General features: G+C 34.4%; 24 protein-coding genes. 22 read left to right on the forward strand and 2 right to left on the reverse strand.

What is annotated here, in order from left to right:
* Window positions 1-61: 61 nt before the first annotated feature.
* From rpsF to EF514_RS04135, 16 genes are all read left to right on the forward strand, one after another.
* On the forward strand, window positions 62-346 hold the full coding sequence (rpsF, locus tag EF514_RS04060; protein ID WP_127724104.1) for a 30S ribosomal protein S6: 285 nt from the start codon (window positions 62-64) through the stop codon (window positions 344-346).
* An 8-nt stretch (window positions 347-354) separates the two neighbouring features.
* Complete coding sequence (locus tag EF514_RS04065; protein WP_127724106.1) at window positions 355-870, forward strand: single-stranded DNA-binding protein; 516 nt, start codon at window positions 355-357, stop codon at window positions 868-870.
* A gap of 13 nt (window positions 871-883) precedes the next feature.
* A complete protein-coding gene (gene rpsR, locus EF514_RS04070; RefSeq protein ID WP_127724108.1) occupies window positions 884-1,108 on the forward strand; it encodes a 30S ribosomal protein S18 in 225 nt (74 codons plus the stop codon).
* 104 nt (window positions 1,109-1,212) lie between these two features.
* On the forward strand, window positions 1,213-2,847 hold the full coding sequence (locus tag EF514_RS04075; RefSeq protein WP_164845539.1) for a peptide ABC transporter substrate-binding protein: 1,635 nt from the start codon (window positions 1,213-1,215) through the stop codon (window positions 2,845-2,847).
* Between the two features lie 181 nt (window positions 2,848-3,028).
* Window positions 3,029-4,882 carry a molecular chaperone HtpG gene (gene htpG / locus EF514_RS04080; protein WP_127724112.1) on the forward strand — a complete coding sequence of 618 codons (1,854 nt, stop codon included), beginning with the start codon at window positions 3,029-3,031 and terminating at the stop codon, window positions 4,880-4,882.
* A gap of 183 nt (window positions 4,883-5,065) precedes the next feature.
* Window positions 5,066-5,980 (forward strand): aspartate carbamoyltransferase, encoded by a 915-nt coding sequence (gene pyrB / locus EF514_RS04085; RefSeq protein ID WP_127724114.1) that lies wholly within the window; start codon window positions 5,066-5,068, stop codon window positions 5,978-5,980.
* Between the two features lies 1 nt (window position 5,981).
* Window positions 5,982-6,410: an aspartate carbamoyltransferase regulatory subunit gene (locus EF514_RS04090; RefSeq protein ID WP_127724116.1), complete on the forward strand. Its 429-nt coding sequence runs from the start codon at window positions 5,982-5,984 to the stop codon at window positions 6,408-6,410.
* Window positions 6,411-6,568: 158 nt separating this feature from the next.
* A complete protein-coding gene (whiA, locus tag EF514_RS04095) occupies window positions 6,569-7,507 on the forward strand; it encodes a DNA-binding protein WhiA (RefSeq protein ID WP_127724118.1) in 939 nt (312 codons plus the stop codon).
* Window positions 7,508-7,511: 4 nt separating this feature from the next.
* Window positions 7,512-7,781, forward strand: coding sequence for an HPr family phosphocarrier protein (locus EF514_RS04100; protein ID WP_127724120.1), 270 nt, complete (start codon window positions 7,512-7,514; stop codon window positions 7,779-7,781).
* Window positions 7,782-8,036: 255 nt separating this feature from the next.
* Entirely contained in the window at window positions 8,037-9,002 is a 966-nt protein-coding gene (locus EF514_RS04105) for a D-2-hydroxyacid dehydrogenase (RefSeq protein WP_127724122.1), read from the forward strand.
* Window positions 9,003-9,057: 55 nt separating this feature from the next.
* Entirely contained in the window at window positions 9,058-10,191 is a 1,134-nt protein-coding gene (locus EF514_RS04110) for a glycerate kinase family protein (protein WP_127724124.1), read from the forward strand.
* A gap of 106 nt (window positions 10,192-10,297) precedes the next feature.
* The gene (locus EF514_RS04115; protein ID WP_127724126.1) at window positions 10,298-13,744 is read left to right on the forward strand and encodes a DNA polymerase III subunit alpha; all 3,447 of its coding nucleotides are present in this window, start codon (window positions 10,298-10,300) and stop codon (window positions 13,742-13,744) included.
* A gap of 7 nt (window positions 13,745-13,751) precedes the next feature.
* Window positions 13,752-14,711, forward strand: coding sequence for an ATP-dependent 6-phosphofructokinase (locus EF514_RS04120; RefSeq protein WP_127724128.1), 960 nt, complete (start codon window positions 13,752-13,754; stop codon window positions 14,709-14,711).
* A 10-nt stretch (window positions 14,712-14,721) separates the two neighbouring features.
* Window positions 14,722-16,467: a pyruvate kinase gene (gene pyk, locus EF514_RS04125; protein ID WP_127724130.1), complete on the forward strand. Its 1,746-nt coding sequence runs from the start codon at window positions 14,722-14,724 to the stop codon at window positions 16,465-16,467.
* A 21-nt stretch (window positions 16,468-16,488) separates the two neighbouring features.
* Window positions 16,489-16,767, forward strand: a complete 279-nt coding sequence (locus EF514_RS04130) for a hypothetical protein (RefSeq protein WP_127724132.1) — start codon at window positions 16,489-16,491, stop codon at window positions 16,765-16,767.
* Window positions 16,768-16,919: 152 nt separating this feature from the next.
* A complete protein-coding gene (locus tag EF514_RS04135) occupies window positions 16,920-17,903 on the forward strand; it encodes a CPBP family intramembrane glutamic endopeptidase (RefSeq protein WP_127724134.1) in 984 nt (327 codons plus the stop codon).
* Window positions 17,904-18,103: 200 nt separating this feature from the next.
* Here EF514_RS04135 and EF514_RS04140 read toward each other — a convergent pair whose 3' ends face one another.
* Together EF514_RS04140 and EF514_RS04145 are read right to left on the reverse strand one after the other, a co-directional pair.
* Window positions 18,104-18,862, reverse strand: a complete 759-nt coding sequence (locus tag EF514_RS04140) for an SDR family NAD(P)-dependent oxidoreductase (RefSeq protein ID WP_127724136.1) — start codon at window positions 18,860-18,862, stop codon at window positions 18,104-18,106.
* 119 nt (window positions 18,863-18,981) lie between these two features.
* Complete coding sequence (locus tag EF514_RS04145; protein WP_127724138.1) at window positions 18,982-19,743, reverse strand: IclR family transcriptional regulator; 762 nt, start codon at window positions 19,741-19,743, stop codon at window positions 18,982-18,984.
* A 179-nt stretch (window positions 19,744-19,922) separates the two neighbouring features.
* On the opposite strand from EF514_RS04145, the gene EF514_RS04150 reads away from it, so the two are divergent.
* Genes EF514_RS04150 through EF514_RS04175 form a run of 6 tightly spaced genes read left to right on the forward strand, consistent with a single transcriptional unit; the run spans window position 19,923 to window position 25,489 of the window.
* On the forward strand, window positions 19,923-20,549 hold the full coding sequence (locus EF514_RS04150; protein WP_127724140.1) for a bifunctional 2-keto-4-hydroxyglutarate aldolase/2-keto-3-deoxy-6-phosphogluconate aldolase: 627 nt from the start codon (window positions 19,923-19,925) through the stop codon (window positions 20,547-20,549).
* The gene (locus EF514_RS04155) at window positions 20,549-21,571 is read left to right on the forward strand and encodes a sugar kinase (protein WP_127724142.1); all 1,023 of its coding nucleotides are present in this window, start codon (window positions 20,549-20,551) and stop codon (window positions 21,569-21,571) included. The genes EF514_RS04150 and EF514_RS04155 overlap by 1 nt, the downstream gene beginning before the upstream one ends.
* Before the next feature lie 10 nt (window positions 21,572-21,581).
* Window positions 21,582-22,610: a zinc-binding alcohol dehydrogenase family protein gene (locus EF514_RS04160; RefSeq protein WP_127724144.1), complete on the forward strand. Its 1,029-nt coding sequence runs from the start codon at window positions 21,582-21,584 to the stop codon at window positions 22,608-22,610.
* A gap of 16 nt (window positions 22,611-22,626) precedes the next feature.
* Entirely contained in the window at window positions 22,627-23,688 is a 1,062-nt protein-coding gene (locus tag EF514_RS04165) for a C4-dicarboxylate TRAP transporter substrate-binding protein (RefSeq protein WP_127724146.1), read from the forward strand.
* Window positions 23,689-23,703: 15 nt separating this feature from the next.
* Window positions 23,704-24,210, forward strand: coding sequence for a TRAP transporter small permease (locus EF514_RS04170; protein WP_127724148.1), 507 nt, complete (start codon window positions 23,704-23,706; stop codon window positions 24,208-24,210).
* A complete protein-coding gene (locus tag EF514_RS04175; protein ID WP_127724150.1) occupies window positions 24,203-25,489 on the forward strand; it encodes a TRAP transporter large permease in 1,287 nt (428 codons plus the stop codon). The genes EF514_RS04170 and EF514_RS04175 overlap by 8 nt, the downstream gene beginning before the upstream one ends.
* Window positions 25,490-25,491: the final 2 nt, after the last annotated feature.

Raw genomic sequence — 25,491 nt, forward strand, 5'->3', positions numbered from 1 at the left:
GTCCAAAGAATCCTTGCTCATTTAGGGAAATGAGCCGATAGTCCAAAGGGAGGTGAATGACATGAATAAGTATGAAGTTATTATTATGTTTTACCCAGATGTAGAAGAGGAAAAGAGAGTTTCCGTTTTTGAAAGACTTAAGGGTATTCTTGAGTCAAAGGGAACTATTTCTAATGTTGATGAATGGGGACTTAGAAAATTAGCTTATGAAATTGAATACTATAAAGAAGCGTATTACATCTTAGTTGAATTCGAAGCTGACCCAGATGCTGTGAAAGAATTTGATAGAGTTTCTAAGATTTCAGATTCAGTTATGAGACACATGGTTGTCAGATTAGATAAGTAGGTGATTTAATGAACAACGTATGTTTAATTGGAAGACTTACACGAGATCCGGAGCTTAGATATACTCCAAGTGGCGCTGCAGTAGTTAGGTTTACCATTGCTGTGGACAGACGTATGTCTAAGGAAAGAAAGATGGAAGCTGAGGCTAAAAACCAACCGACAGCAGATTTTATATCCTGTACGGCTTGGAATAAAACAGCGGAATTAATTGCAAACTATCTTCAAAAGGGAAGAAGAATAGGTGTGCAAGGACGTATTCAAACAGGAAGCTATGAAAAAGACGGTCGTACAGTTTATACTACTGACGTAATTGTTGATACTATGGAATTTTTAGATGCTATGCAACAGGGACAATCTCAAATGCAAAGACCTAACTACGGTCAAAATCAAGGTGGACCTGTAAATTCAGCATATTCTAATGAGTTTAATCAATCTTCAAATAGTTTCGGCAGTAACTCAGACAGTGATTTTTCTGATGATATGGACGGTTTTTTCCCAATTGATAACGAAGACATTCCATTCTAAAGGAGGGTAGAAAATGCAAAGAAGATTTAGACCTAGAAAAAAGGTGGATCCTTTTGAAAAAGATCCAAATAAGAAGATTGACTATAAAGATGTAGCGTTATTGAAAAACTACATTAGTGATAGAGGTAAGATTTTACCAAGAAGAGTAACCGGTCTTAATGCAAAACACCAAAGAGAAATGACAAGAGCTATTAAAAGAGCTCGTCAAATTGCATTGATTCCTTATTCTGCAGATTAATTTAGAAGCCGTAGGGCTTCTTTTTTATTGCAAATTAGAATATCTTTATATTGATGTGATATTATTGTATAATGTTAGAATATTTATTTATAAGGAGGAAAACAATGAAGAAAAACAGTGCTGTACTAACTGTACTGATATTGATTTTAACATTGATTTTAACATCCTGTGGTGGAATAAAGAGAAAGCCGACCACAGATTCCGCTGACGGGAAAATCCTTTATACTAACGTTAAGTTGGAGCCGATTACTTTAGATCCTGCTCTTTCAACTAATGCTTCTGAAATTTGGATTTTAGACCATGTTTTTGAAGGACTTATGAAGTTTAACAATAAAGGTGAAATAGTGCCGGGAATGGCATCAAAATTAGAAGTCTCTGAGGATAAATGTACTTATCTTTTTACATTGCGAGATGCAAAATGGTCTAATGGGGATGCTGTTACAGCCTATGATTTTGAATATGCATGGAAGCGAATTTTAGACTCGGATTTGGAAAGTCCCTATACCTATCAACTTTATTACTTGGAAAATGTAGAGGATTACAATAAAGGGAAAGCAGACATAGAAGATATTGGGGTAAAAGCCCTTAATGATAAAACTTTAGAAGTTAAATTGAAAGTTCCTACTTCATATTTTAATGAATTAATGGCCTTTTGTTCATTTTATCCTGTTCATAGAGAAACTGTGGAGAAAAATTCCGATTGGGCTGAAAATCCAACAGATAGCAGCTATATTTGCAACGGTCCTTTTAAAATTATTAATTGGGAAACCAATTCAAAGATTCAAATTGCAAAAAATGAAGAGTATTATGGAGCAAGTAATATAAATTTGGCGGAAATAGATTTTAATTTAATTAAAGATGAAGAAAGGGAGTGGGAAAAATATAATGAGGGTGAGCTGGACTTTATAATAAATCCCTTAAGTTTAGCTATAGAGGAAATGTTGGACAGTAAGGATTCTCAGTTAGTAATGGGAAGTGATTTGGGAGTTTACTGTTATGGTTTTAACTGTGAGAGGGCTCCTTTCGACAATGAGAAGTTGAGAGAGTCACTTTCTCTTAGTATTGACCGAAATAAAATAGTAAAGGAAGTTTTAAAAGGAGGTCAAAGTTCTGCGGGAGGAATTGTTCCCGAGGGATTTTTTGACGATGAGGGAAGAGATTTTAGAAAATCAAATGGAAAGCTTACAGTTAAAGATCTAAATAGGGCAGGCGAATTATTGGAAGATGGTCTAAAAGAGGCTAAGATGACCAGGGAGGATTTAAAGGAGTTTACTCTTATCTATTATGGTGGTGAGTTACAGGAAGCTATAGCTGAAGCGATAGGGGAGATGTGGAGAGAAAATCTCGGAATTGAAATGAATTTTGAAAATTTAAGTTTTGAAGATTTTAAAAATCGCCTTTCTGAAGGGGATTATGAAATAGCAGCATTTAATTGGACTGGAGATTATTCGGATCCTATGACCATGTTAGAGATATTTGAAAGTGGCAATTATTTTAATAAGTTCGGCTATGAAAATTTAGACTATGATGAACTTATAAGTACTGCTAAAGATACTGATAATGAAAAGGAACGCATGGATGCTATGAAGGAAGCTGAGAAATTGATTATGGAAGAGCTGCCGGTTATGCCGATTTATTTTAACAGTTACTCCTATATTCAAAAACCAAGTGTCAATGGGGTTTATAAGGCGGCGACAAAGTATCCCAATTTGACTAAGGTGGAGTTAATTGAGAAATAAATTTAGGAGATTATCTTAATAAAAATTTAAAATCAACTAAAGACAATTTAAAGGGTAGGAGCTTCCTACCTTTTTTTATGGGAATTTAAGCTATATACTTTCTTAGTATTGACAAAGATGGTCAGAAAGTAATATAATATTAGCACTTGATAAGATAGAGTGCTAATAAGGAGGAGATAATATGGTTAAAAGAAAGTATAAGGCGGAATCCAAAAGGTTAATGGAGTTAATGGTAAATTCCATTTATACCAATAAAGAAATTTTTTTAAGAGAGTTGATTTCCAACGCATCTGATGCCATAGATAAAATGTACTATAAATCTCTATCAGATGAAAACTTGGTATTTAATAAAGATGATTACTATATTGAAATAAGTTTTGACAAAGAAGAAAGAACTATTACTGTAAGGGATACCGGAATCGGTATGAGTGAAGAGGACTTAGATGAAAACTTAGGTACCATTGCTAAAAGTGGAACTCTTGAGTTTAAAAATGAGCTTGCTAAGGAAGATAAGACGGCTGAAATTATAGGACAATTTGGAGTGGGATTTTATTCCTCTTTTCTAGTGGCGAAAAAAGTTTCAGTTTTAACTAAAAAGTATGGAGACGATAAAGCTTGGCTATGGGAATCAGAAGATGTTGAAGGTTATTCTATTGAAGAGGCTGAAAAGGATAGTCATGGTACTGAGATTACACTGTACTTAAAAGATAATACGGAAGATGATAACTTTGACGACTTTTTAAATGAATATAGAATTGAATCTCTTGTAAAGAACTATTCAAATTACATTAGATATCCTATAAAAATGCTTATGACAAAGACAAAGGTAAAAGATGAAGAGGCGGAGACTCCCGAGTATGAAGAATATAAGGAGCTTGAAACTTTAAATTCAATGATTCCAATTTGGAAAAAGAACAAGTCGGAATTAAAAGATGAGGACTATATTAATTTTTACCACGACCAACACTACGGATTTGACAATCCCCTTACATGGATTCACATTAATGTAGAGGGAGCTGTATCCTATAGGGCGATACTCTATATCCCCGAGGCACAACCCTTTGACTTTAGGTCTAAAAGCTATAAAAAGGGACTTCAACTATATTCAAATGGCGTTTTAATTATGGATAAGTGTGAAAAACTACTACCTGACAGTTTCTCCTTTGTAAAGGGAGTTGTTGATTCAGAGGATTTATCTTTAAATATATCTCGTGAAATCCTACAGGAGGATAGACAGCTTAGAGTTATAGCTAAAAACATTGAAAATAAAATAATTTCCGAATTGAAAAAAATGCTTAAAAATGACAGGGAAAAATATGAAAAATTCTATGAAAGTTTTGGTCAAACTATAAAAATAGCAGTCTATGAATCTTATGGAATGGAAAAGGATAAACTTCAGGATCTTTTTTTATTTTATTCATCTAAGGAGAAAAAGCCTATTACACTTGAGGAATACTTTAAAAATATGAAAGAAGATCAGGATAAGATTTACTATGCAACGGGAAGCAGTATTGAAGTAATAGATAAGTTGCCTCAGGGAAGCGGACTAAAGTCCAAAGATATTGAAATACTATACCTAACTGATCCGATAGATGAATTTGTTCTAAAGGTAATGGGCAGTTATAAGGAAAAGGAATTTAGTTCAATTTCTCAAGAACTTGAAAGTGGAAAGGAAGAGGAGACAAAGGACGAGCTATTTGAAAAGATGAAGACTATTTTAGGTGATGAAGTAGTTGAGGTAAAGGCATCTGAAAATCTGGGAGACAATCCTGTGGCATTACTTTCCAGAGGTGATTTGTCCATTGAAATGGAAAAAGTACTTCAATATCAGGAAAATAATCAAATAAAGGCTCAAAAGGTATTAGAAGTAAATAAAAATCACAGTATTTATAAAAAGCTTGAGGACTTAAAGGACAATGAAGAGGAATTAAAGTTATATACCAATTTGTTGTACAATCAAGCAAGGTTAATTGAGGGACTTCCAATAGAAGATCCTGTGGAGTATACTAAAAATATTTGGAAATTAATAGATTAAAGGGTTGCTAAGGCAGCCCTTTTTTATAAAAAAATTTTAAAAAGTCACTAATTTTTATTGACAGGAAAACCATATTGCTGTATTATTATTCAGAAAGAAATTAGTGCAGGGCGCTAAGAAAAGTTTGATATATTGTTACTTGCTTGCCACCTGCAGAGCAAGTTTTTTTATGAGGAGGTTATTATGCTTAGGCACTTAATTCAACCGTTAGATTTTACAACTGAAGAATTTGAAGTTTTATTTAGACTAGCTGATGATATTTTACTAAACCCCAAAAAATATAGTGAGGTTTGTAATGGTAAATTGTTGGCCAGTCTTTTTTTTGAGCCGTCAACACGTACAAGACTTTCCTTTGAATCGGCAATGATTAGGCTTGGAGGTTCTGTAGTGGGATTTTCAGATGCCAACGTTTCATCAACTGCCAAGGGAGAATCCCTTACTGATACTTTAAGAACTGTGGAGAATTATGCAGATATTGCAGCAATGAGACATCCAAAAGAAGGCGCGGCTCTTTTAGCATCAAAACACATGACCAATATGCCTATAATTAATGCGGGAGATGGAGGACACCAACATCCCACACAGACCCTTACTGACTTAATGACCATAAGACATTATATGGGAAGATTTGATAATTTAACTGTTGGACTTTGTGGAGACCTTATGTTTGGAAGGACTATTCACTCACTGGTAAGAGCTATGAACAGATATGAAAATGTGAAATTTGTATTTATTTCGCCAAGGGAGCTGAAAATGCCTAAACAGTTCCTAGATGAAATCAGCCCGGAGAATTATATTGAAACTACAAGTTTAACAGATGAGATAGAAAATCTTGATATATTGTATATGTCCAGAGTACAGAAGGAAAGATTTGTATCTGAGGAAGAATATGTTAGACTAAAGGACTTTTTCATCTTGGACAATGAAAAGATGAGACTTGCAAAGGAAGATATGATAGTACTTCATCCGCTGCCAAGAGTGAATGAAATAGCCACAGAAGTTGACAATGACAAAAGAGCGGTTTATTTTGAACAGGCAAAGTTCGGAATGTTTGTAAGAATGGCTCTAATTATGTTTTTATTAAACTTGGAGGTTTAAAATGATAAATGTATCTAAAATAAAAAAAGGAATAGTTTTGGACCATATTGAATGTGGTAAGGCGCATATACTATACAAGGCATTAAGACTTGATGAAGTGGAAGATCCTGTGGTAATGATGCAAAACATTAACTCCACTTCCCTTGGGAAAAAAGATTTAATAAAAATAGAAACGGACTTTAATTTAGACTTTACAGTACTGGGTTTAATAGCTCCTCACACTACAGTTAACTTTATTGAAGAAGGTATAAGGGTAAAGAAAGTGAGAATGGAACTTCCTCAAAAAGTTGAAGGTGTTATGCGTTGTAAAAATCCAAGGTGTATTACAAATGTGGAAAATGTTGAGAATATAACATTTACATTGACAGATGCAAAAACCAGGGAGTATAAATGTGAATTTTGTGATTCCTTAAATACCTATGAAGAATAAGAAAAGTTAGAGATTTTAAAAGTCCTGTTTAGGGGCTTTTAATTTTTACAATTTTAACATTTGCACTTTAAATTTAGGGGTATAAGTTGTATAATAGTAAGACGTAAAACATTTTCATGGGAATTTAATTTTATAATTATTTTTTTAGAGGTGAGATTTTGAGCTTCTCTTCATCTGTAAAAAATGAGGTTGCAAAGAAAAAAGTTGATGATATTTGTGATGTCATTGCAGAATTATGTGGGTTGGTACCTACTTGCGGATCATTGAAATTTAATAGTTCAGGAGTGACAATTTATTTTAATACTGAAAATGCAGCCGTTGCAAGAAGAATATTTACTTTTTTAAAAGGATACTATTCAGAAGAAGTGGAAGTTATGGTCTCAAAGTCCAGACAGTTAAAAAAGAAAAATGTATATTCAATATCTTTAAAGGATAGCGGAGCGGCTAAGGTCTTACTTTATGACATAGATTTTATAAAAGGTGAAAACGTATTTCTAATTAATTACAAACCGGAAAATATTATAACAAACACCTGTTGTAAAAAAGCCTATATCAGAGGAGCCTTTCTAGGCTCGGGTTCTGTTACAAATCCTGAAAGATCTTATCATTTGGAATTTGTCTGTGAGAATTTTGAACATGCGCAGTTCCTATCAGAAGTAATAAACAGTTTTTTATTAAATTCTAAAATAGTGAGAAGAAAAGAAAGTTATATTGTCTATTTAAAAGAGGCGGAGCAGATTTCAGATTTACTTGCCATTATAGGAGCTACAAAATCTCTTTTGGATTTTGAAAATGTAAGAGTTTTTAAAGCTTTAAACAATCAGGTAAATAGAATTGTAAATCTGGAGACGGCAAATATGAATAAGACCATTGATGCATCTCTATCTCAAATAGAGGATATTGAATTTATAAATCGAACTATTGGATTGGACAAGCTTCCTGAAAATTTACAGGAAGTAGCTAAAATAAGATTGGAAAACGACTCAATAAGCTTAAAAGAAATCGGAGAAAAATTAAATCCCCCAATTGGAAAATCGGGAGTTAATCATAGATTGAAAAAGATAAAAGATATTGCAAATAAATTAAGGAGTGAATAGAAGAATGATAACTAAGACTGTAAAACTGACAAATGAAGATGGATTGCATGCAAGATCCGCTGCCCTCTTTGTCCGTATGGCAAATAGATTTTCTTCTGAAATTACTCTTCAAGCTCATGGTGATAGTGTAAATGGAAAGAGTATTATAGGTATAATGTCCCTTGGAGCATTTTATGGAGAGGAAATTTCAATTACTGCTTCAGGAACTGATGAAGAAAAAGCTGTTGAAAGTTTAGTGGAATTAGTAGAAAATAATTTTGTAGTTGCAAATTGATACATAGGGAAAGTAAGTTTACTTTCCTCTTAGTTAAACCTTTATGTAGGATAAGGTGTCTATAAAATTATAAGTATCTGCTTAACTTTAATAGAAATGTTTAAAATAACGCCAAGGGTTACTTTGGCGTTATTTATTAAGTTTTAAATTTATAAGTGTAATGTTAAAAAACTATATAGTGATCAATAGGTTTTTAATAGATATAAGTTTTAATTATAAGTTGAAACTAAGCTAGATAATAACAAGGAGAAGGGTATGAAAATTGTTGTTTTAGACGGTTATGTTTTAAATCCCGGCGATTTAAGCTGGGCCCCCTTAATGGAGTTAGGGGATTGTAAAATTTACGATAGAACTTCCACAGTTGATTTTAATGAAATAGCAAGTAGGATTGCTGATGCGGAGGTGGTCTTTACTAACAAAACGCCAATAAGTGCGAAGATTTTGGAAAGGTGTAGAAATATAAAATACATAGGCGTTTTAGCTACTGGTTACAATGTAGTAGATGTAGAAAAGGCCAGGGAATTTGGCGTAGTAGTGACCAATGTACCAAACTATGGCTCGGAGGCGGTGGGACAATTTGCAATGGCCTTGCTACTTGAAATTTGTCACCATATAGGGCACCATTCTCAAAGGGTTTTAAAGGGCGATTGGGGGAAAAATCCGGACTGGTGTTTTTGGGATTATCCTCTAATAGAACTATGTGGCAAGACTATGGGAATAATAGGTTTTGGAAGAATTGGACAATCTACGGGGAAAATTGCCAAAGCCATGGGCATGAAAGTGCTGGCCTATGATGTAAATGAAAATGAAGAGGGTAGAAAAATTGCCGACTATGTATTGTTTGATGAACTTTTGAAAAACTCTGATGTAGTGGTGCTGCACTGTCCGCTTTTCCCGGAAACTGAAGGTATTATTAACAAAGAAAATATTGAAAAGATGAAAGACGGGGTAATAATTATAAATAACTCAAGAGGTCCTTTAATAGTTGAAGAAGATTTAGCTGATGCTCTTAATTCGGGCAAGGTCTATGCTGCCGGTCTTGATGTAGTATCAAAAGAACCTATTAGTGATGATAATCCTCTACTTAGAGCTAAAAATTGTATAATAACTCCTCATATTTCATGGGCTGCAAGGGAAACGAGACAGAGACTTTTAAATATTGCAATTGAGAATTTAAAATGTTTTTTAGTCGAAGAACCTATAAATATAGTGGGGGTTTAGTAATAACGTCAAAGGAAAACTTTGGCGTTATTTAATAGAATGTGAAAGGAGAATTATGAAAGTACTTATAGCAATGGATTCATTTAAAGGAAGTCTCAGTTCCATAGAGGCGGGCAATGCAGTTAGAAGAGGTATTGAAAGATTAAATAGAAGTGATATTGAAGTTAAGGTAAGACAAATTGCAGATGGCGGAGAAGGTACTATGGAGACTTTAGTTGAGGAATTAAAGGGAGAGTATGTAACTCTAGATGTAACGGGGCCCTTAGGTCAAAGGGTAAGCGGCAGGTATGGAATTATCCAAAACAATGTAGCTGTTGTTGAAATAGCACAGGCTGCCGGCATAACTTTAACTGATAGTGGAAAGTTGGATCCTTTAAATGCAACTACTTATGGAGTAGGTGAAATGATAAGAGATGCAGTGGATAGGGGTTGTAGAGATTTTATTGTGGGCTTGGGAGGAAGTGCCACAGTAGACGGGGGAACGGGAATGTTAAAAGCGCTGGGTTATAAGTTTTTGAAAAAAGACGGAAGTTCAATATCCAAGGGTATAAAAGAATTGGACTTAATCGAATCAATTTCCTGCGATGAAGTTCCAAATGAAATAAGGGAGTGTACTTTTAAAATAGCCAGTGATGTAAATAATTTTCTCTTGGGAAAAGAAGGTGCCATAGCTGTATTCGGTCCGCAAAAAGGCGTAAAAAAAGAGGAAGTGAAATTATTTGAAAGTAAAATGACCCGCTTTGCAGAGAAAACAGTTGAGTATTTGGGAATTGACAATAGAAATTTAGCTGGAGCGGGTGCGGCGGGAGGTTTGGGTTTTGCCTTTTGCAGTTACTTAAATTCAAATATAAGTTCGGGAATAGAAATTATTTTAAATATATTAAATTTAGAATCGGATATAAAAAATTCGGATATTGTAATTACAGGAGAGGGGAAGTTAGATGGTCAAACGGCAATGGGGAAAGTTCCTGTTGGAATTAGTAAGCTGTCCAAAAAGTATAATAAAAAAGTAATTGCCTTTGCCGGAGCAGTTGAAAGAGAAGCAAGAAAGTGTAATAGTGAGGGAATAGATGCTTTCTTTCCCATTTTAAGAGAAGTTGTAACTTTGGAGGAGGCTCTTAATCTAAGGGAGGCAAAATTAAATTTAGAAGACAGCGTTGAACAGGTGTTTAATTTATTGTACATATAGACCTCGTAATATATAAATTAAATTAATTTCGTGTTATAATTTATTTTAGTTAATGAAAGTTAAATGTTCTAAAACTCAAGGGAGTTTATTATAAAGGAATGATAATTTGAAAGATTTTGTTCATTTACATGTTCACAGTGAGTATTCATTACTTGATGGATCTTCAAAAATTAAAGAGTTGCCGAGACGGGCTAAGGAATTGGGAATGAACTCCATAGCATTGACAGACCATGGAAATATGTATGGAGTAATTGCCTTTTACAAGGCTTGTAAAGAAGAGAATATTAAACCGGTTTTAGGTTGTGAAGTATATATTTCCGACGGCGATTACAGGTCAAGAGATAAGAATATGGAAAGATTTCACTTAATCCTCTTAGCTGAAAATAATATAGGCTATAAAAATTTAATGAAAATCGTATCTGAGGGATATGTAAAGGGATATTATTATAAACCCAGAGTGGATAAGGAAGTGCTGGCAAAATACCATGAGGGTGTTATAGCTACCAGCGCCTGTCTCGGCGGAGAGGTACAGAGAAAATTACTCAATAGAGATTTTGAGGGAGCTGAAAGGGCGGCTTTGGAATACAGAGATATTTTCGGAGTGGAAAATTTCTTTTTAGAGCTTCAAAATCACGGCATAAGAGAGCAGCTGGAAGTTAATAAATATCTTGTACAGTTAAGTGAAAAGTTAAATATTCCTCTTATTGCATCTAATGACGTTCACTATTTAAAAAAGGAAGATGCAAAGGCGCATGATGTGTTACTGTGTATTCAAACGGGAACTACTGTCCATGAAGAAAACAGAATGAAATTTGAAACAGAGGAATTTTATTTAAAAAGTCCTGAAGAGATGTATGACTTGTTTTCAAATAATGAAGAAGCTCTTTTAAATACTCAAAAAATTGCGGACAGGTGCAATGTGGATATTGAATTTAATAATTTACACCTGCCTCACTTTGAAGTTCCTCAGGGCTATACAAATGAAAGTTACTTAAGAAAATTGGTGGAAGAGGGGCTTGAAGAACGTTACGGTACAATTGACAATAGTATACTTGAGCGCTTTAACTATGAATTTAACACCATAGTAAGTATGGGATATGTGGATTATTTTTTAATAGTATGGGACTTTATTAGATATGCAAGAGAGCAAAACATTATAGTTGGGCCGGGACGTGGTTCGGCTGCTGGGTCAATTGTGTCCTATGCTCTAAAGATAATAGATGTTGATCCTTTGGAATTTGATTTGCTCTTTGAAAGATTTTTAAATCCTGAAAGAATTTCAATGCCTGATATAGACATAGATTTTTGCTATGAAAGACGTGAAGAAGTAATTGACTATGTAATTAAAAAGTATGGTTATGAAAATGTGGCGCAGATTGTAACCTTTGGAACTTTAGGAGCTAGAGCTGCCATAAGAGATGTGGGCAGGGCTTTGGATTTAAATTACGGAAGAGTGGACTTTGTGGCAAAGCAGGTACCCAACGATTTAAATATGACTATTGGAAAAGCCTTGGACATTAGTCCCACCTTATTAAAGGAGTACAGCGAAGACGGCGAAGTAAAGAACTTAATAGATACCGCCATTAAAGTTGAAGGACTTCCAAGACATACCTCTACTCATGCGGCAGGTGTGGTTATATCAAAGGAGCCTTTAACGGAGTACGTTCCCTTAACGAGAAATGGAGAAATTATAGCCACTCAATTTAATATGATTGAACTTGAAGAGTTGGGACTTTTAAAAATGGACTTTTTGGGTTTGAGAACTCTTACTGTAATTAGAGATGCAGTGGAATTAATAGAAAAGAACCACGGAGTTAAAATAGATTTTGAGAATCTTGCCTTTGACGATGCAGATGTGTTAAAGATGTTTGCAAAGGCTGAAACACTGGGTGTCTTTCAATTTGAGTCTGCGGGAATGAGATCCTTTTTAAAGGAATTAAAACCTGATGCCTTTGAGGATTTAGTGGCGGCAAATGCCCTTTTTAGACCGGGGCCTATGAATCAAATTCCGAAATTTATAGAATCAAAGCACAATCCTGAAAAAATCAGCTATATTCATGAAAAACTTGAGGACATCCTTGCCTCAACTTACGGCTGTATAGTTTATCAGGAACAGGTTATGCAAATAGTTCAAAATATAGGCGGGTATTCTCTTGGACGTGCGGATCTTGTAAGACGTGCAATGAGTAAAAAGAAAATGTCAGTAATGGAAGAAGAGAGAAAAAACTTTATCTATGGAAAAGTAGAAGATGGAGTTGTAATCTGTAATGGGGCTATTGAAAACGGCGTAGATGAAAAAAGTGCAAATGAAATTTACGATTTGATGATTGACTTTGCAAACTATGCCTTTAATAAGAGTCACAGTGTGGCTTATTCAGTAGTTGCCTATAGAACTGCCTACTTAAAGTACTACTATCCTAAGGAATTTATGGCGGCTCAGATTTCCTCCTATATGGGAAATATTAAACAGGTATCTCTCTACGTAGAGGAATGTAGAAGATTGGGCATAGAAATACTTCCTCCCGATGTAAATGAAAGTTTTAAAAAATTTACTGTTGAAAAAGGAAAAATCAGATTCGGTTTAAAGGCAGTAAAGAATGTGGGAGAAAACTTTATAGATGCTGTGGTGGAATCCAGAAAAAAAGGTAAGTTTACATCTTTAAAGGACTTTATTAAAAGAGTAAGTGAAACCAATCCTCATTCAATGAATAAGAGAGCTGTGGAGTCCCTTATAAAGTCGGGAGGCTTTGACAGCTTGGGAGGAAATAGAGCGCAGTATCTGGCAATTTATGAAAAGACTATAGATACGGTTTTAAATAATAAACGAAACAATATTGAGGGACAGTTTTCCCTTTTTGACAATGTGTCCGTTGAAGAAGAGCTACCTGTTTTAAAGGACTTTAACCCAAAAATAAAGTTGGAATTGGAAAAGGAAATGCTTGGAATTTACGTTTCAGGGCATCCTCTTGACGATTATAAAAACATATTGGGCTCAATTAGCAATACTAATACAAATATAATTTTTGAAAATTATGAAGATCAGATATTAAGTAATTCCGATTACTATGTTAAAATCGGAGGGCTTTTAAAAAATAAAAAGACAATGATTACTAAAAACAAAAAGATGATGGCTTTTGCATCTTTGGAAGACTTGTACGGTCAAGTGGAACTGGTAATATTTCCCAATGTCTACGCTTTGGCCTCAAGTGAATTAGTTGAAGACAGCGTAGTTATAGTTGAAGGGCATATTCAGGCTTCCGATGTGGAGGAACCTAAAATTTTAGTGGATAGTATTAGGCAGATAGAAAGTCCAGTTCAAAATCGACTTTACATTAGTGTGCCTTCAATAAATGAAAAGGAACTTTTAAATGCTATAAAGGGAGCTTTGAGAAATTACAGCGGGAATATACCTGTAATTATTTATTCCGAAGAAGATGAAAAATCTTACGGTACTCAAAGAGAACTTTGGGCAGATGAGAAAAAAATAGATGATTTAAAAATTGACGTTTTAAAGTATTTAAACAATGATCCTTCAAAAATAGTGTTAAGGTAGGTGGGAAATGAATAAAATAGGAATATTGACAAGTGGTGGAGATTCTCCGGGAATGAATGCCGTAATTAGAGCTGTTACCCGAAGCGGTATATACTATGGCGCCGAGGTATATGGAATTATGAACGGCTATGAGGGTTTAATTGACGGCGATATTAAACAGCTTTTTGAATCCTCTGTGGCGGATATTATCCATAGGGGCGGAACTGTGCTAGGAACTTCCAGAAGTGAAAGGTTTATGACCAAGGAGGGTTTTAATCAAGCTCTTAAAGTTTTAAAAGATTACGGAATTAATAAACTTATCGTTGGAGGCGGAGACGGTTCCTTAAGAGGGGCCAGAGAATTAGCAGATGTGGGAATTGACGTAGTGGGTGTACCTTTAAGTATAGACAATGACCTTGGTTTTACAGACTATTCCATAGGTTTTTTCACCGCTGTAACTACAGTTACCAATGCCATTTCAAATATTAGAGATACTACTGAATCTCACGGTAGGGCTAATATTGTGGAAGTTATGGGTAGAAACTGCGGAGACATAGCCCTTTATTCAGGAATTGCCGGAGGGGCGGAAAATATAATAGTACCTGAGAAGGGACATGACTTTAAGGAAATAGTTAAAAAAGCCATTGTAGGTAAGAATAGAGGAAAGCGGCACCACATTATAATTATGGCCGAAGGTGCGGGAGATTCCAGAAAATTTGCAAAAGAATTTGAAATGGCAACAGGCATTGATACCAAGGTAACCATACTGGGTTATATACAAAGGGGCGGAAGTCCAAACGTACTAGATAGAATTTTAGGTTCCACCATGGGGAATATGGCTGTGGAGCACATATTAAACCATTTGGGAGGCTATGCAGTAGGAGTGAAGGCGGGAAAAGTTGGAATATATTCCATAGCAGAGGCTTTAAAAGTGGAAAAGGTGTTTGATGATAATTTAGATGAAATATTAAAAATAATTTCAATATAGTGAGGGTATTATGAAAAGAACTAAAATAGTGGCAACAATTGGGCCTACAAGTGAAAGTGAGGAAATGTTAAAGAGTCTCTTCCAAGAGGGAGTGGACGTATGTAGATTGAATTTTTCCCATGGGAGTCATGAGGAACATCAAATTAAAATCAATCGTATAAAAAAGATTAGAGAGGAATTAAATCTGCCAATTGCAATAATGATGGATACAAAGGGCCCTGAAATAAGGCTGGGTGTCTTTAAAGATATGGCGGAAATAGAATTGAAAAACGGAGATAAGTTCACCCTTACTACTAGAGATATAGAGGGAGATGAAAATATAGTTTCTCTTTCCTATAAGGAACTTCCCGAAGATGTGAAAATAGGCTCCAGAGTTTTAATTGATGACGGACTGGTAGGTCTTATAGTAGAAAAAATAGAGGGAACTGAAGTATACTGTGTCGTTGAAAATGGAGGTAAACTTTCTTCAAGAAAGGGAGTGAATATTCCCGGTATCCATTTGAAATTACCTGCGCTTACGGAAAAAGATAGAGAGGACATCATCTTTGGTATTGAAAACGACATTGACTTTATAGCAGCATCCTTTATTAGAAAAAAAGAAGATGTACTTGAACTTAGGAAAGTTTTAGAGGAAAATGGCAATTTTAATATTAGAATAATTTCTAAAATAGAATCGGGACAGGGTCTTGAAAATATAGATGACATCTTGGAAGTTTCCGATGGAATAATGGTTGCAAGAGGCGATTTGGGAGTGGAAATTGAAACTGAAGAAGTTCCCATTGCCCAAAAGGAAATTATAAACAAGTGTAACATTGCAGGTAAGGCTGTAATAACTGCAACACAAATGCTGGATTCAATGATGAGAAACCCAAGGCCTACCAGAGCTGAAGCCAACGACGTGGCAAATGCAGTACTTGACGGTACAAGCGCTGTAATGCTTTCAGGAGAAACTGCCAGTGGAAAATATCCTCTGCTTGCAGTTAGAACTATGAGAAAGATAGTAGAAGTAACTGAAAACTCTGTGGATTATAAAGGACTTTTAAGAAAGAAAATTAGAGAATTATCAACTACTACAACTAATGCCATAGGAAAAAGCACCTGTACTATTGCTGAGGATTTAGAGGCAAGAGCTATTATAACAGCCACTACTTCAGGTCATACTACAAGGGCTATTTCCAAATTTAGACCTAAAAGTGAAATAATTGCGGCAACTCCCTATGAGAGAGTTAGAAGACAGCTTTCCCTTGAGTGGGGTGTAGTTTCGGTTTTGGTTCCTGATTTAAGAAATACTGATGATGTAATTGATGTTTCTATAAAAAAATCTCTGCAGGAAAATTTAGTAAGTCCGGGAGATGTGGTAATAGTTACTGCCGGAGTGCCTGTAGGACTTGCAGGTTCAACAAACCTTATAAAAGTTCAAACAATAGCTGAAATACTGTCCAAGGGAACGGGAATAGGATCTGAATCAGTTACAGCTAAAGTAGTAGTGGTGAGAAATAAAGCGGACTTAGTAGCACACTTTAAAGACGGGGATATTATAGTTACATCACAGACAGACAAGGATATTATGCAGTATGTTGAAAGGTCTGCTGGAATAGTTACAGAGATGGCAGGCTATACTTCTCATGCGGCTATAACGGGAATTACTCTTGGAATACCCACTATTGTAGGAGCAAGTAGCATAATGGGAAAGGTAAAAACGGGAGATATAGTTACAATGGATCCAATAGAGGGAACTATTAGAAAAGGCATTTAAAAATATTTTAAAAGGAGCACTATGGATTATTTAGATTATATAGAATTGGGATTAGATGGAGAAGGACCTTTAAAAGTAATACTTTGTGGAGAAATCCACAATGACGGTTCTGAAAGAATTGGCGTAGTTTCTTTGGTATATGCTACTTTAGATAGAAGTAAAGCAGAGGAGAAAATTAAAAGTTATATTAAAGAGAATACTGAAAATTATTATATGGTTTATAGCGTACCTTTTGATATTGATCTTAGTGCTTTGGAACATTATCCTTCAATTGCAGTGAGGAGAGAAGATTTAGATTAAAGATAAATTAAAATAAACTTATAAAGTGTGGACAAGGATCCACATTTTTTCTTGGACTTTTTCAATAATTTGGAACTATTGACCTTTGCTTTAATTGTAAATATAATAAAAGTTAAATGGAATTATATTTATAGCAAGTTAAAGTGTGAAGTATGAAAGTAGAGGTTATTATGGGGAAAAATATTGAGAATAAGCAGTTAGGCATATTTTTTATATTTAACTTTGGAATAGCTGCATTTTTAGGAATGATTTTTTGGTTCAACAGAGATTTAAGACCGGATTACTTGGCTACAATTATGATGTTGTTGCCTGCTGTATCGGTGTCGGTGGCAAAGTTTTCTACCGAGGATAGAGAAGAACTACCCTTAAAATTTTATGGAGTGTATGCTTTTATATTTATTGTATCCTTGATTTTATTGGTGCTTATAGTGGCAGGGATAGTAGAGATGGAGTTTGCAAATGGAGTTATTGGAATTTTATCTCTTATTGGCAGTATAGCTATTTTAGCTGTGGATTCCAGTGAGATAAGGGGGAAAAACGGACTTAAATTTTCTTTAAACTTTAAAACCTCACTTAAGTACATAGCAATTTTTATGGGAATATATTTTCTCAGGTATATTATTTTTGAGTATAAATCCTTTAACTTTGATGTAATTCTGACAATAATTACAAGATTTCCAATTTTAATAGGAAATTTTTTCTTCTCCTCTATATTTTTTATGGGCGAGGAGTATGGTTGGAGATACTACCTACAGGGAAAATTACAGATAAAGTTGGGAAAGCGCTGGGGAGTAGTCGTACTTGGAGTAATATGGGCTCTGTGGCATATGCCTTTAAATTTTATGTTATATAGTCCGGAAACTCCCTTATATTCAATAGCGAGCTATATAGTTTTTTGTGTTTCTATGTCTATATTTATGGGTTTGGTACAAATGAAGACTAAAAACGTTTGGGCAGCTGCTTTTATTCACTACTTAAATAACAGTATGTGGTTGTTATTTACCAGTGAATTTTCCTATGAAACTGTCTATAACTTTGAAGGTTTTATAGTTGGAATTATAATAACCCTATTAAGCTATGCACCCTTTATATTATCTAAGGAGTATAGAGGGGATTTAAAGGAAGAGCTTAAATGAATGTGACTATAAAGAGAATTTTAATAATTAATATAAAACAAGAAAATTGGTTAAAGATATGTTGTAAAAAATTTGGTTGATGTTAATATTAGAAAAGCCTATGAGATATAATGGTAAATGGAGCTTTAATTAAATAAAAGCATCTAAATAAAAGGTATCTTAGAGTTTCTTCATCTAAAATACCTTTTTTATTTTAAAATTTATTTACTTGAAGACCAACCGCCATCAATAGGTAAAGTTACTCCTGTAATGTAGGAAGCTTCTTCGCTGGCTAAAAATATAGCCCCTGCATTTAATTCTCCTTCATTTCCCGGTCTACCCATAGGTACGGAAAAGTTCATATACTGTTTAAATTCATATGTGTCCAAAGTATCGGCAGTTAATTCGGTTTTAAAGAAACCTGGGCATATAGCATTTACGGTAATATTGTAAGGTGCAAGTTCAGCTGCTGTAGCTCTAGTTAAGTTTATTACCCCCGCTTTGGCTGCATGGTAGGCTGAAGCTTGTTGGTTAGTTCCAAATAATCCGTACATTGAAGCTATATTAATTATCCTTCCATACTTTGCATCCATCATAGGCTTCATAAATATTTTGGAAACTTTAAATATAGATGTGAGATCTAATTCAATGGTGAAGTTCCAATCTTCTGTTGACATTTCATAAACTGAGCCTCCCTTGTTTCCACCGGCACAGTTAATTAAAACATCTATTTTTTTAAACTTATCCATAACTTTATTTTTGGCTTCTTCAATTGAATTTTCATCAGTTACATCACATTTAACCGGTAACACTTCCACATTATGTTCTTCTAAATTTTTTGCAATTTCAAAAAGTCTCTCTTCTCTTCTCGCTAAAATAGCAAGATTAGCTCCTTGTTTTGCAAAACCCTCAGCCATTTGTTTTCCAAGACCTGATGAAGCCCCTGTAATTACAACTACTTTTTCATTAAACTTAAACATAGTAACCTCCCTTAAGAAATTTTATAATTTATGCTTAAATATATACCCTGTAATAATTAAATTAATGATGTGATTTAATTTTAATAATTAATATAAAAGGAAAAAGGTAACAATAGTAGTTACCTTTTTCTATATCCTAAATCTTTGGAAATATTTTTTGCTGTACTTAATAGGTTATCATAGAGAGAATCATTTAATTTTTCTCTCATTCTGAAAACGGGACCTGTTATTGAAATTGCACCTGCAACATTTCCCGTTGCATTGTAGATAGAAGTTCCTATACAATAAATGCCTTCTTCATTTTCTTCATTGTCTCGAGCAATTTTGGTCTTTCTAACGTCCTCTATTTCTGCCATAAAGTCTTCAAAATTTAAAATAGTATTTTTAGTCTTTTGAATTTTTTCAGTATTGTTCCACACTTCTTTAATTTCCTCATCGCTACAATTTGAAAGTATGGACTTACCTACTGAAGTATAGATTAAGGGGCTTCGTCGCCCGATTCTTGAAGTCATTGTGATTACATTATCAGAGTCCACTTTATCTACATATATTGCGTAAATTCCCTCTCTAATCACTAAATGTACCACTTCGTTGGCCAGTTGGGAAAGTTTTTGAATGTGGCTTTTGGATATTTCTATAAAGTCCAGACTTTCCAATTTATAACTGGCTATATCGTAAAGTTTAAAGGTTAAATGGTACTTACTTTCTTCGTCTTGTTCAACGTATTCAAGAAAAATCAAAGTGTTTAAAAATCTATGAACTGTTGACTTATGTAGTTTTACAATTTTACTTAATTCTGTCAATCCGATTCCGTGGGGGTAATCTTTAAAGGTTTCCAATATTTTAAAAACTCTTTCTACTGATTGAATTTTTTCTTCCATAATACAATCCTCCAATTAATTAAAGATTTTAACACAGAATTTAAAAAAAAGCTCCAATAAATTAATTAAGGGATTTTAATACCTTAAAGGATTGACTTGTAAATATAAATCTTATATACTTTAGATAAGTTTCAAAAAACAATATTTAGTTTCGCTATATGAAACTAAGGAGGTGTGAGATGTCTAAATTTGAAACGCTGGAAAGAATAAAAGAGTTGGGGATTGTTGCAGTAATAAGGGGCAAAGATGCCAACGAAGCTCTGGAGTATTCTAGAGCCTGCGTAGAGGGTGGAGTAAATGTTTTGGAGATTACCTTTACTGTTCCAAATGCCGTAGATGTACTTAAGGAATTAAATTATAATTTAAAGGATAACGCTTTACTTGGAGCCGGTACAGTTTTAGATCCAATAACTGCAAGACTTGCCATAATGAACGGAGCAAAATTTATAGTTTCTCCTTCTTTTGATGAGGAAGTTGCGAAGCTGTGTAATCTGTACCAAGTACCTTATATGCCCGGTTGTATGACTCCTACAGAAATTACAAATGCGTTAAAATTCGGAGTAGATGTTATAAAGGTATTTCCGGGATCGGCTTTTGGACCTAGGTATTTTAAAGACATACATGGACCTCTTCCCAATGTGAACTTAATGCCCACAGGGGGAGTGAACGTTGAAAATGTCAGTGAATGGATAAAAAACGGCGCTTTTGCTGTTGGAGTAGGCTCAAGTTTGGTAAAGGGAAGTAGAGAAGAAATAATTGAAAAGGCTGAAAAATTTATTAAAAATATAAAGGAGGCAAGAGCTTAATGACAAAAGTAGTGACTATGGGTGAGATAATGCTTAGATTATCTACTCCGGGTTATCAAAGATTTGTTCAGGCAAATTCCTTTGATGCCATTTATGGAGGAGGTGAGGCAAACGTAGCAGTAAGTCTTTCTAATTACGGTTATGAATCCTATTTTGTAACTAAGTTGCCCAAACATGAAATAGGTCAAGCAGCTGTTAATGAACTTAGAAGGTATGGTGTTAAGACGGATTACATAGCACGAGGCGGAGAGAGAGTGGGAATTTATTTCTCTGAAACGGGAGCGTCTATGAGACCTTCAAAGGTGATATATGACAGGTCAAATAGTTCAATAGCAGAAGCTGACGTAGCTGATTTTGATTTTAATGAAATATTTAAAGAGGCAAAGTGGTTTCACATTTCCGGAATAACTCCTGCTATAAGTGCAAAAGGTTCTGAGATAACCAAGGCGGCGATGAAAGCTGCTAAGGAAAATGGTGTAACTGTAAGTGTGGATTTGAATTATAGAAAAAAGCTTTGGACGCCGGAAGAAGCCCAAAAAGTTATGAGAGAACTAATGCAGTACGTAGATGTATGTATTGGAAATGAAGAAGATGCTTCTTTAAGTTTGGGTTTTACGCCTAAGGGACTGGATGTAACTTCGGGGAAATTGGACATTAAAGGCTATGAAAAAATACTTAAGGAAATGAAAGAAGAGTTTGGTTTTAAATATGTGGCAAGCTCTTTGAGAGAATCCTACAGTGCATCGGATAATGGCTGGAGCGCTTGTATTTATGACGGTAAGGAATTCTATCAGTCTAAAAAATATGACGTTAGAATTGTGGACAGAGTTGGCGGTGGAGATTCCTTTGCAGCTGGTTTGATTCACGGCTTATTAAGCGGTAGAAATACAAAAGATGCCTTGGAATTTGGTGTTGCAGCATCTGCATTAAAGCACACTGTAAAGGGTGATTTCAACTTAATGAGTGAGGCTGAAGTTCAAAATCTAGTTGATGGAGATGCATCAGGTAGAGTTCAAAGATAAGAGGTATACTATGAAAGGGATATGCATAAAAGAACCTAAGTTAATTGAATATGTGGAATTAGAAAAACCTAAAAGGAAAGAAAATGAAGCAATTTTAAAATTATTATACGGGGGAATTTGTGGTAGTGATTTAGGATCCTATAGAGGTACATTTGCATATTTTGAATATCCAAGAGTGCCAGGACATGAGTTTTCTGCTGAAATTGTGGAAATAGGAGATAATGACAGGGGACTAAAGCCGGGAATGATAGTGACATGTAATCCATACTTTAATTGTGGAGAATGCTATTCCTGTAAAAAAGGAATTGTAAATGCATGTACTCAAAATGAAACTATGGGAGTACAAAGAGAGGGTGCTTTTTCTGAATACATTACTATGCCCATAGATAGAATTTATGATGGTAAGGGTTTGGAACCTAAACTTCTGGCGATTATAGAACCTTTTTGTATAAGTTGGCACGGCGTTGAAAGGGCAAATGTAAAAGAAGGAGACAAGGTATTAGTAGTTGGAGCTGGAACAATAGGTGTTTTTGCTGCCATCAGTGCCAAAGTAAGAGGAGCTGAGGTATATATTGCCGACGTATCAGAGGATAAATTAAATTATGCTTTAAAGGAGTTTAATTTAGATGGAGCAATTATAAATTCATCAGAAGAAGATTTTAAAAAACAGGTTGATGAAGTTACACAGGGAAATGGTTTTGATGTGACAATTGAAGCGGTGGGTTTACCACAGACGTTTCAAAACTGTATAGATTCTGCTTGCTTTGGAGGTACAGTAGTTTTAATAGGAGTTGGAAAAGAAAATTTAGATTTCAACTTCACTATAATTCAAAAGAAAGAATTAAATATTTTTGGTTCTAGGAATGCGTTAAAGAAAGATTTTGAAACTTTAATTGATTTAGTTATTAACAATGACATTCCAATAGGAAAAGTAATTACAAATATATATAGTTGGAAAGATGCAACTAAGGCTTTTAAAGAATTTGACGAAAATAAAGGCGGAAAAATGTTAAAAGTTCTTTTAGACTTTACAAAATAATTTTAGGAGGGAAACAATGAAATTTAAAAAATATTTATCAATAGCTTTATCTTCTGTAATATTACTTATGTCTCTTACAGCTTGTGGAGGTTCTAATAATGGGAATTCAAAGGCAAATACTGAGACAGATACAAAAACAGCTAGTTCAGAGGCGGAAGTGATTTTACAAGTGGGATTTGAAAACAACATGAGCGAGCCTTTTTCTCAAGGGGTTCAAAAATGGGCGGATTTACTGGAAGAAAAATCAAATGGAACAATGAGAATTGACCTATATCCGGATTCTCAACTTGGTGGGAAACCTGCTCTAATAGATTCAATGTTACTTGGAGAAAATGTATGTACTTTAGCAGATGGAGCTTTTTATGCTGACTATGGTGTACCTGATTTCGGTATAGTTTTCGGACCTTTCCTATTTGATACTTGGGATGAGTGCTGGACTTTAATTGAATCTGATTGGTATAAAGAGCAGTCTAAATTGCTTGAAGATAAAGGTTTAAAATTAATTTCTTCAAATTGGAAATATGGTGAAAGACATACTTTAACTGTAGATCCTGTAAATAATGTAGAGGATTTAAAGGGAATGAAAATAAGAGTACCAAGTAACCAAATTCAATCAATAGGGATTGACACAATGGGTGCTACTTCAGTGGGAATGGATTTAGGAGATGTATATCAAGCTCTTCAAACAAAGACTATAGATGGAGCGGAAAATCCATTGGCAACTTTATATGGTAGAAAACTTCACGAAGTTGCTAAATATTTAATTCTAGATGGACACGTTAAAAACTTTACAACTTTAGTTTGTTCAGCAGACTGGTTTAATAGTTTAACTGAAGAACAACAAGAACTTTTAGTTAGTACTGCTAATGAAGCAGGTCTATATAACAATGAAATTCAAGAAGTGGCAGATAAAGATTATTTAGATAAGATGGTAGAAGAAGGTGTTACAGTTGTAGAGCCTAGTCCAGAAGTAGTAGCTGAATTTAAAGAGAAAGTTCAACCTTTCTATGAAATGGAAGATACTTTTGGATGGACACCGGGCCTTTACGATACTGTAAAAGCATCAAAGACTAAGTAATAATGGAGAAAGAAAATGGATAAAAAGAAAAAGTTAACATCGATAATAGGTAATTTAGATATTATTGTAGCCAGTATAGTTTTAGTTGTACTTGTAGTGTTGACTTTTGCCGGAGTAATATGGAGGCGTGTGTTTAACGCCCCCTTTACTTGGCTTGAGGAAGTGCAATTAGCTTGTATGGTTTGGATAGTATTTGCAGCCGGTGGTGCGGCTTTTAGGACGGGGAATCACGTGGCAATTGAAATGATAGTGGATTTAATGCCTAAGAAGATGCAAAAGGTAATGAATATTTTAATCTCAATAGTAGTAGTTTTAGTTATAGGATATTTATTTAAGAACAGTATAGGTTTTATAGCTTTGTTTTTAAGAAGTGGTAGAAGTACTAGTATGTTAAAAATTCCTTACTGGCTTGTATATGGTATTGCACCTGTATCATATATATTAATGATTATCAGCTATTTTTACAGTATAGCAGTAGGTGTTCAATCTGAGGCAAAGGAGGCTGCAAGTAGCGATGAGTGATGTTTTAATTTTAGCAGCAATTGTAATGTTAGTATTATTATTTTTAAAAGTACCTGTATATATTGCAGTACTAGGCGGGTCGGCAGTTTACTTTGTATTAAACCCAACTGCAAACCCAATAATATTTGCTCAACAGGCAATAACCGGCGTTGAAAAAATTTCTCTATTGGCAATACCTTTTTTTGTATGTGCAGGTATTTTTATGAACTACACAGGAGTAACAAAGAGAATAATGGATTTTTGTGAAGTAATTACAGGAAGACTTCCAGGAGGTCTTGCACAGGTAAACGTTTTGTTATCTACTTTAATGGGTGGACTTTCAGGTTCAAATATTGCAGATGCGGCAATGCAATCTAAGATGTTAGTACCTGAAATGGTGAAAAAGGGTTTTTCACTTGAGTTTTCGTCTGTTGTAACAGCGGCTTCTTCAATGATAACTCCCTTAATTCCACCTGGAATAGCTATGATACTTTACGGATCAATTGCCAATGTGTCTATAGGTAAGCTATTTATTTCAGGATTTGGAGTTGGAGCTCTACTTTGTATTACAATGATGATATTAGTAGGCTATATTTCTATAAAAAGAGGCTATGGAAATATAACAGATGAAAAAGTAACGGCTAAGAGATTTTGGGAAGTATTTAAACCTGCTTTTTTACCTCTATGTCTTCCTATTATTATCATTGGTGGAATTAGAATAGGAATATTTACTGCAACAGAAGCTGGAGCAGCAGCTATAGTATATGCAGTTATGCTTGGAATTATATATAAAGAGATGAGAATAAAGGACGTTTTCCAAGGTTTAAAAGAAACTATTACTACTACTTCATCAATTATGTTAATAGTTTCAGCTGCAAGTGTATTTTCATGGATATTGACAAAGGAAAAAATTCCACAACAGCTTGCCGGATATATTATGACTGTAATTACTAATAAATACGTATTTTTGCTTGTAATAAATATATTTTTACTAATAGTTGGTATGTTTATAGAGGGAAATGCTTCTATGATAGTATTAGTTCCATTACTAGCTCCAATAGCAGCTGAATATGGAATTAATGAAATTCAGTTTGCAATGGTATATATATTTAATAATGCAATAGGTGCACTTTCTCCTCCAATGGGGACTCTTATGTTTGTAACTTGTAGTATTACTAAATGTAAAACTTGGCCTTTCATTAAGGAAGCAGTTCCGTTTTATATTTTATTAGTATTTAACTTGCTGTTACTTACCTATTTCCCTCCATTTACCACATTACTGGTAAATATATTCTATTAAGA

The sequence above is a fragment of the Anaerosphaera multitolerans genome (assembly GCF_004006535.1).
GTDB lineage: Bacteria > Bacillota > Clostridia > Tissierellales > Peptoniphilaceae > Anaerosphaera > Anaerosphaera multitolerans.

Excerpts from the sequence above, each read along its gene's own strand:
- rpsF (WP_127724104.1), top strand. The coding sequence starts at position 62 with ATGAATAAGTATGAAGTTATTATTATGTTTTACCCAGATGTAGAAGAG.
- EF514_RS04065 (WP_127724106.1), top strand. The coding sequence starts at position 355 with ATGAACAACGTATGTTTAATTGGAAGACTTACACGAGATCCGGAGCTT.
- rpsR (WP_127724108.1), top strand. The coding sequence starts at position 884 with ATGCAAAGAAGATTTAGACCTAGAAAAAAGGTGGATCCTTTTGAAAAA.
- EF514_RS04075 (WP_164845539.1), top strand. The coding sequence starts at position 1,213 with ATGAAGAAAAACAGTGCTGTACTAACTGTACTGATATTGATTTTAACA.
- htpG (WP_127724112.1), top strand. The coding sequence starts at position 3,029 with ATGGTTAAAAGAAAGTATAAGGCGGAATCCAAAAGGTTAATGGAGTTA.
- pyrB (WP_127724114.1), top strand. The coding sequence starts at position 5,066 with ATGCTTAGGCACTTAATTCAACCGTTAGATTTTACAACTGAAGAATTT.
- EF514_RS04090 (WP_127724116.1), top strand. The coding sequence starts at position 5,982 with ATGATAAATGTATCTAAAATAAAAAAAGGAATAGTTTTGGACCATATT.
- EF514_RS04100 (WP_127724120.1), top strand. The coding sequence starts at position 7,512 with ATGATAACTAAGACTGTAAAACTGACAAATGAAGATGGATTGCATGCA.
- EF514_RS04105 (WP_127724122.1), top strand. The coding sequence starts at position 8,037 with ATGAAAATTGTTGTTTTAGACGGTTATGTTTTAAATCCCGGCGATTTA.
- EF514_RS04110 (WP_127724124.1), top strand. The coding sequence starts at position 9,058 with ATGAAAGTACTTATAGCAATGGATTCATTTAAAGGAAGTCTCAGTTCC.
- EF514_RS04120 (WP_127724128.1), top strand. The coding sequence starts at position 13,752 with ATGAATAAAATAGGAATATTGACAAGTGGTGGAGATTCTCCGGGAATG.
- pyk (WP_127724130.1), top strand. The coding sequence starts at position 14,722 with ATGAAAAGAACTAAAATAGTGGCAACAATTGGGCCTACAAGTGAAAGT.
- EF514_RS04130 (WP_127724132.1), top strand. The coding sequence starts at position 16,489 with ATGGATTATTTAGATTATATAGAATTGGGATTAGATGGAGAAGGACCT.
- EF514_RS04135 (WP_127724134.1), top strand. The coding sequence starts at position 16,920 with ATGAAAGTAGAGGTTATTATGGGGAAAAATATTGAGAATAAGCAGTTA.
- EF514_RS04140 (WP_127724136.1), bottom strand. The coding sequence starts at position 18,862 with ATGTTTAAGTTTAATGAAAAAGTAGTTGTAATTACAGGGGCTTCATCA.
- EF514_RS04145 (WP_127724138.1), bottom strand. The coding sequence starts at position 19,743 with ATGGAAGAAAAAATTCAATCAGTAGAAAGAGTTTTTAAAATATTGGAA.
- EF514_RS04150 (WP_127724140.1), top strand. The coding sequence starts at position 19,923 with ATGTCTAAATTTGAAACGCTGGAAAGAATAAAAGAGTTGGGGATTGTT.
- EF514_RS04155 (WP_127724142.1), top strand. The coding sequence starts at position 20,549 with ATGACAAAAGTAGTGACTATGGGTGAGATAATGCTTAGATTATCTACT.
- EF514_RS04160 (WP_127724144.1), top strand. The coding sequence starts at position 21,582 with ATGAAAGGGATATGCATAAAAGAACCTAAGTTAATTGAATATGTGGAA.
- EF514_RS04165 (WP_127724146.1), top strand. The coding sequence starts at position 22,627 with ATGAAATTTAAAAAATATTTATCAATAGCTTTATCTTCTGTAATATTA.
- EF514_RS04170 (WP_127724148.1), top strand. The coding sequence starts at position 23,704 with ATGGATAAAAAGAAAAAGTTAACATCGATAATAGGTAATTTAGATATT.
- EF514_RS04175 (WP_127724150.1), top strand. The coding sequence starts at position 24,203 with ATGAGTGATGTTTTAATTTTAGCAGCAATTGTAATGTTAGTATTATTA.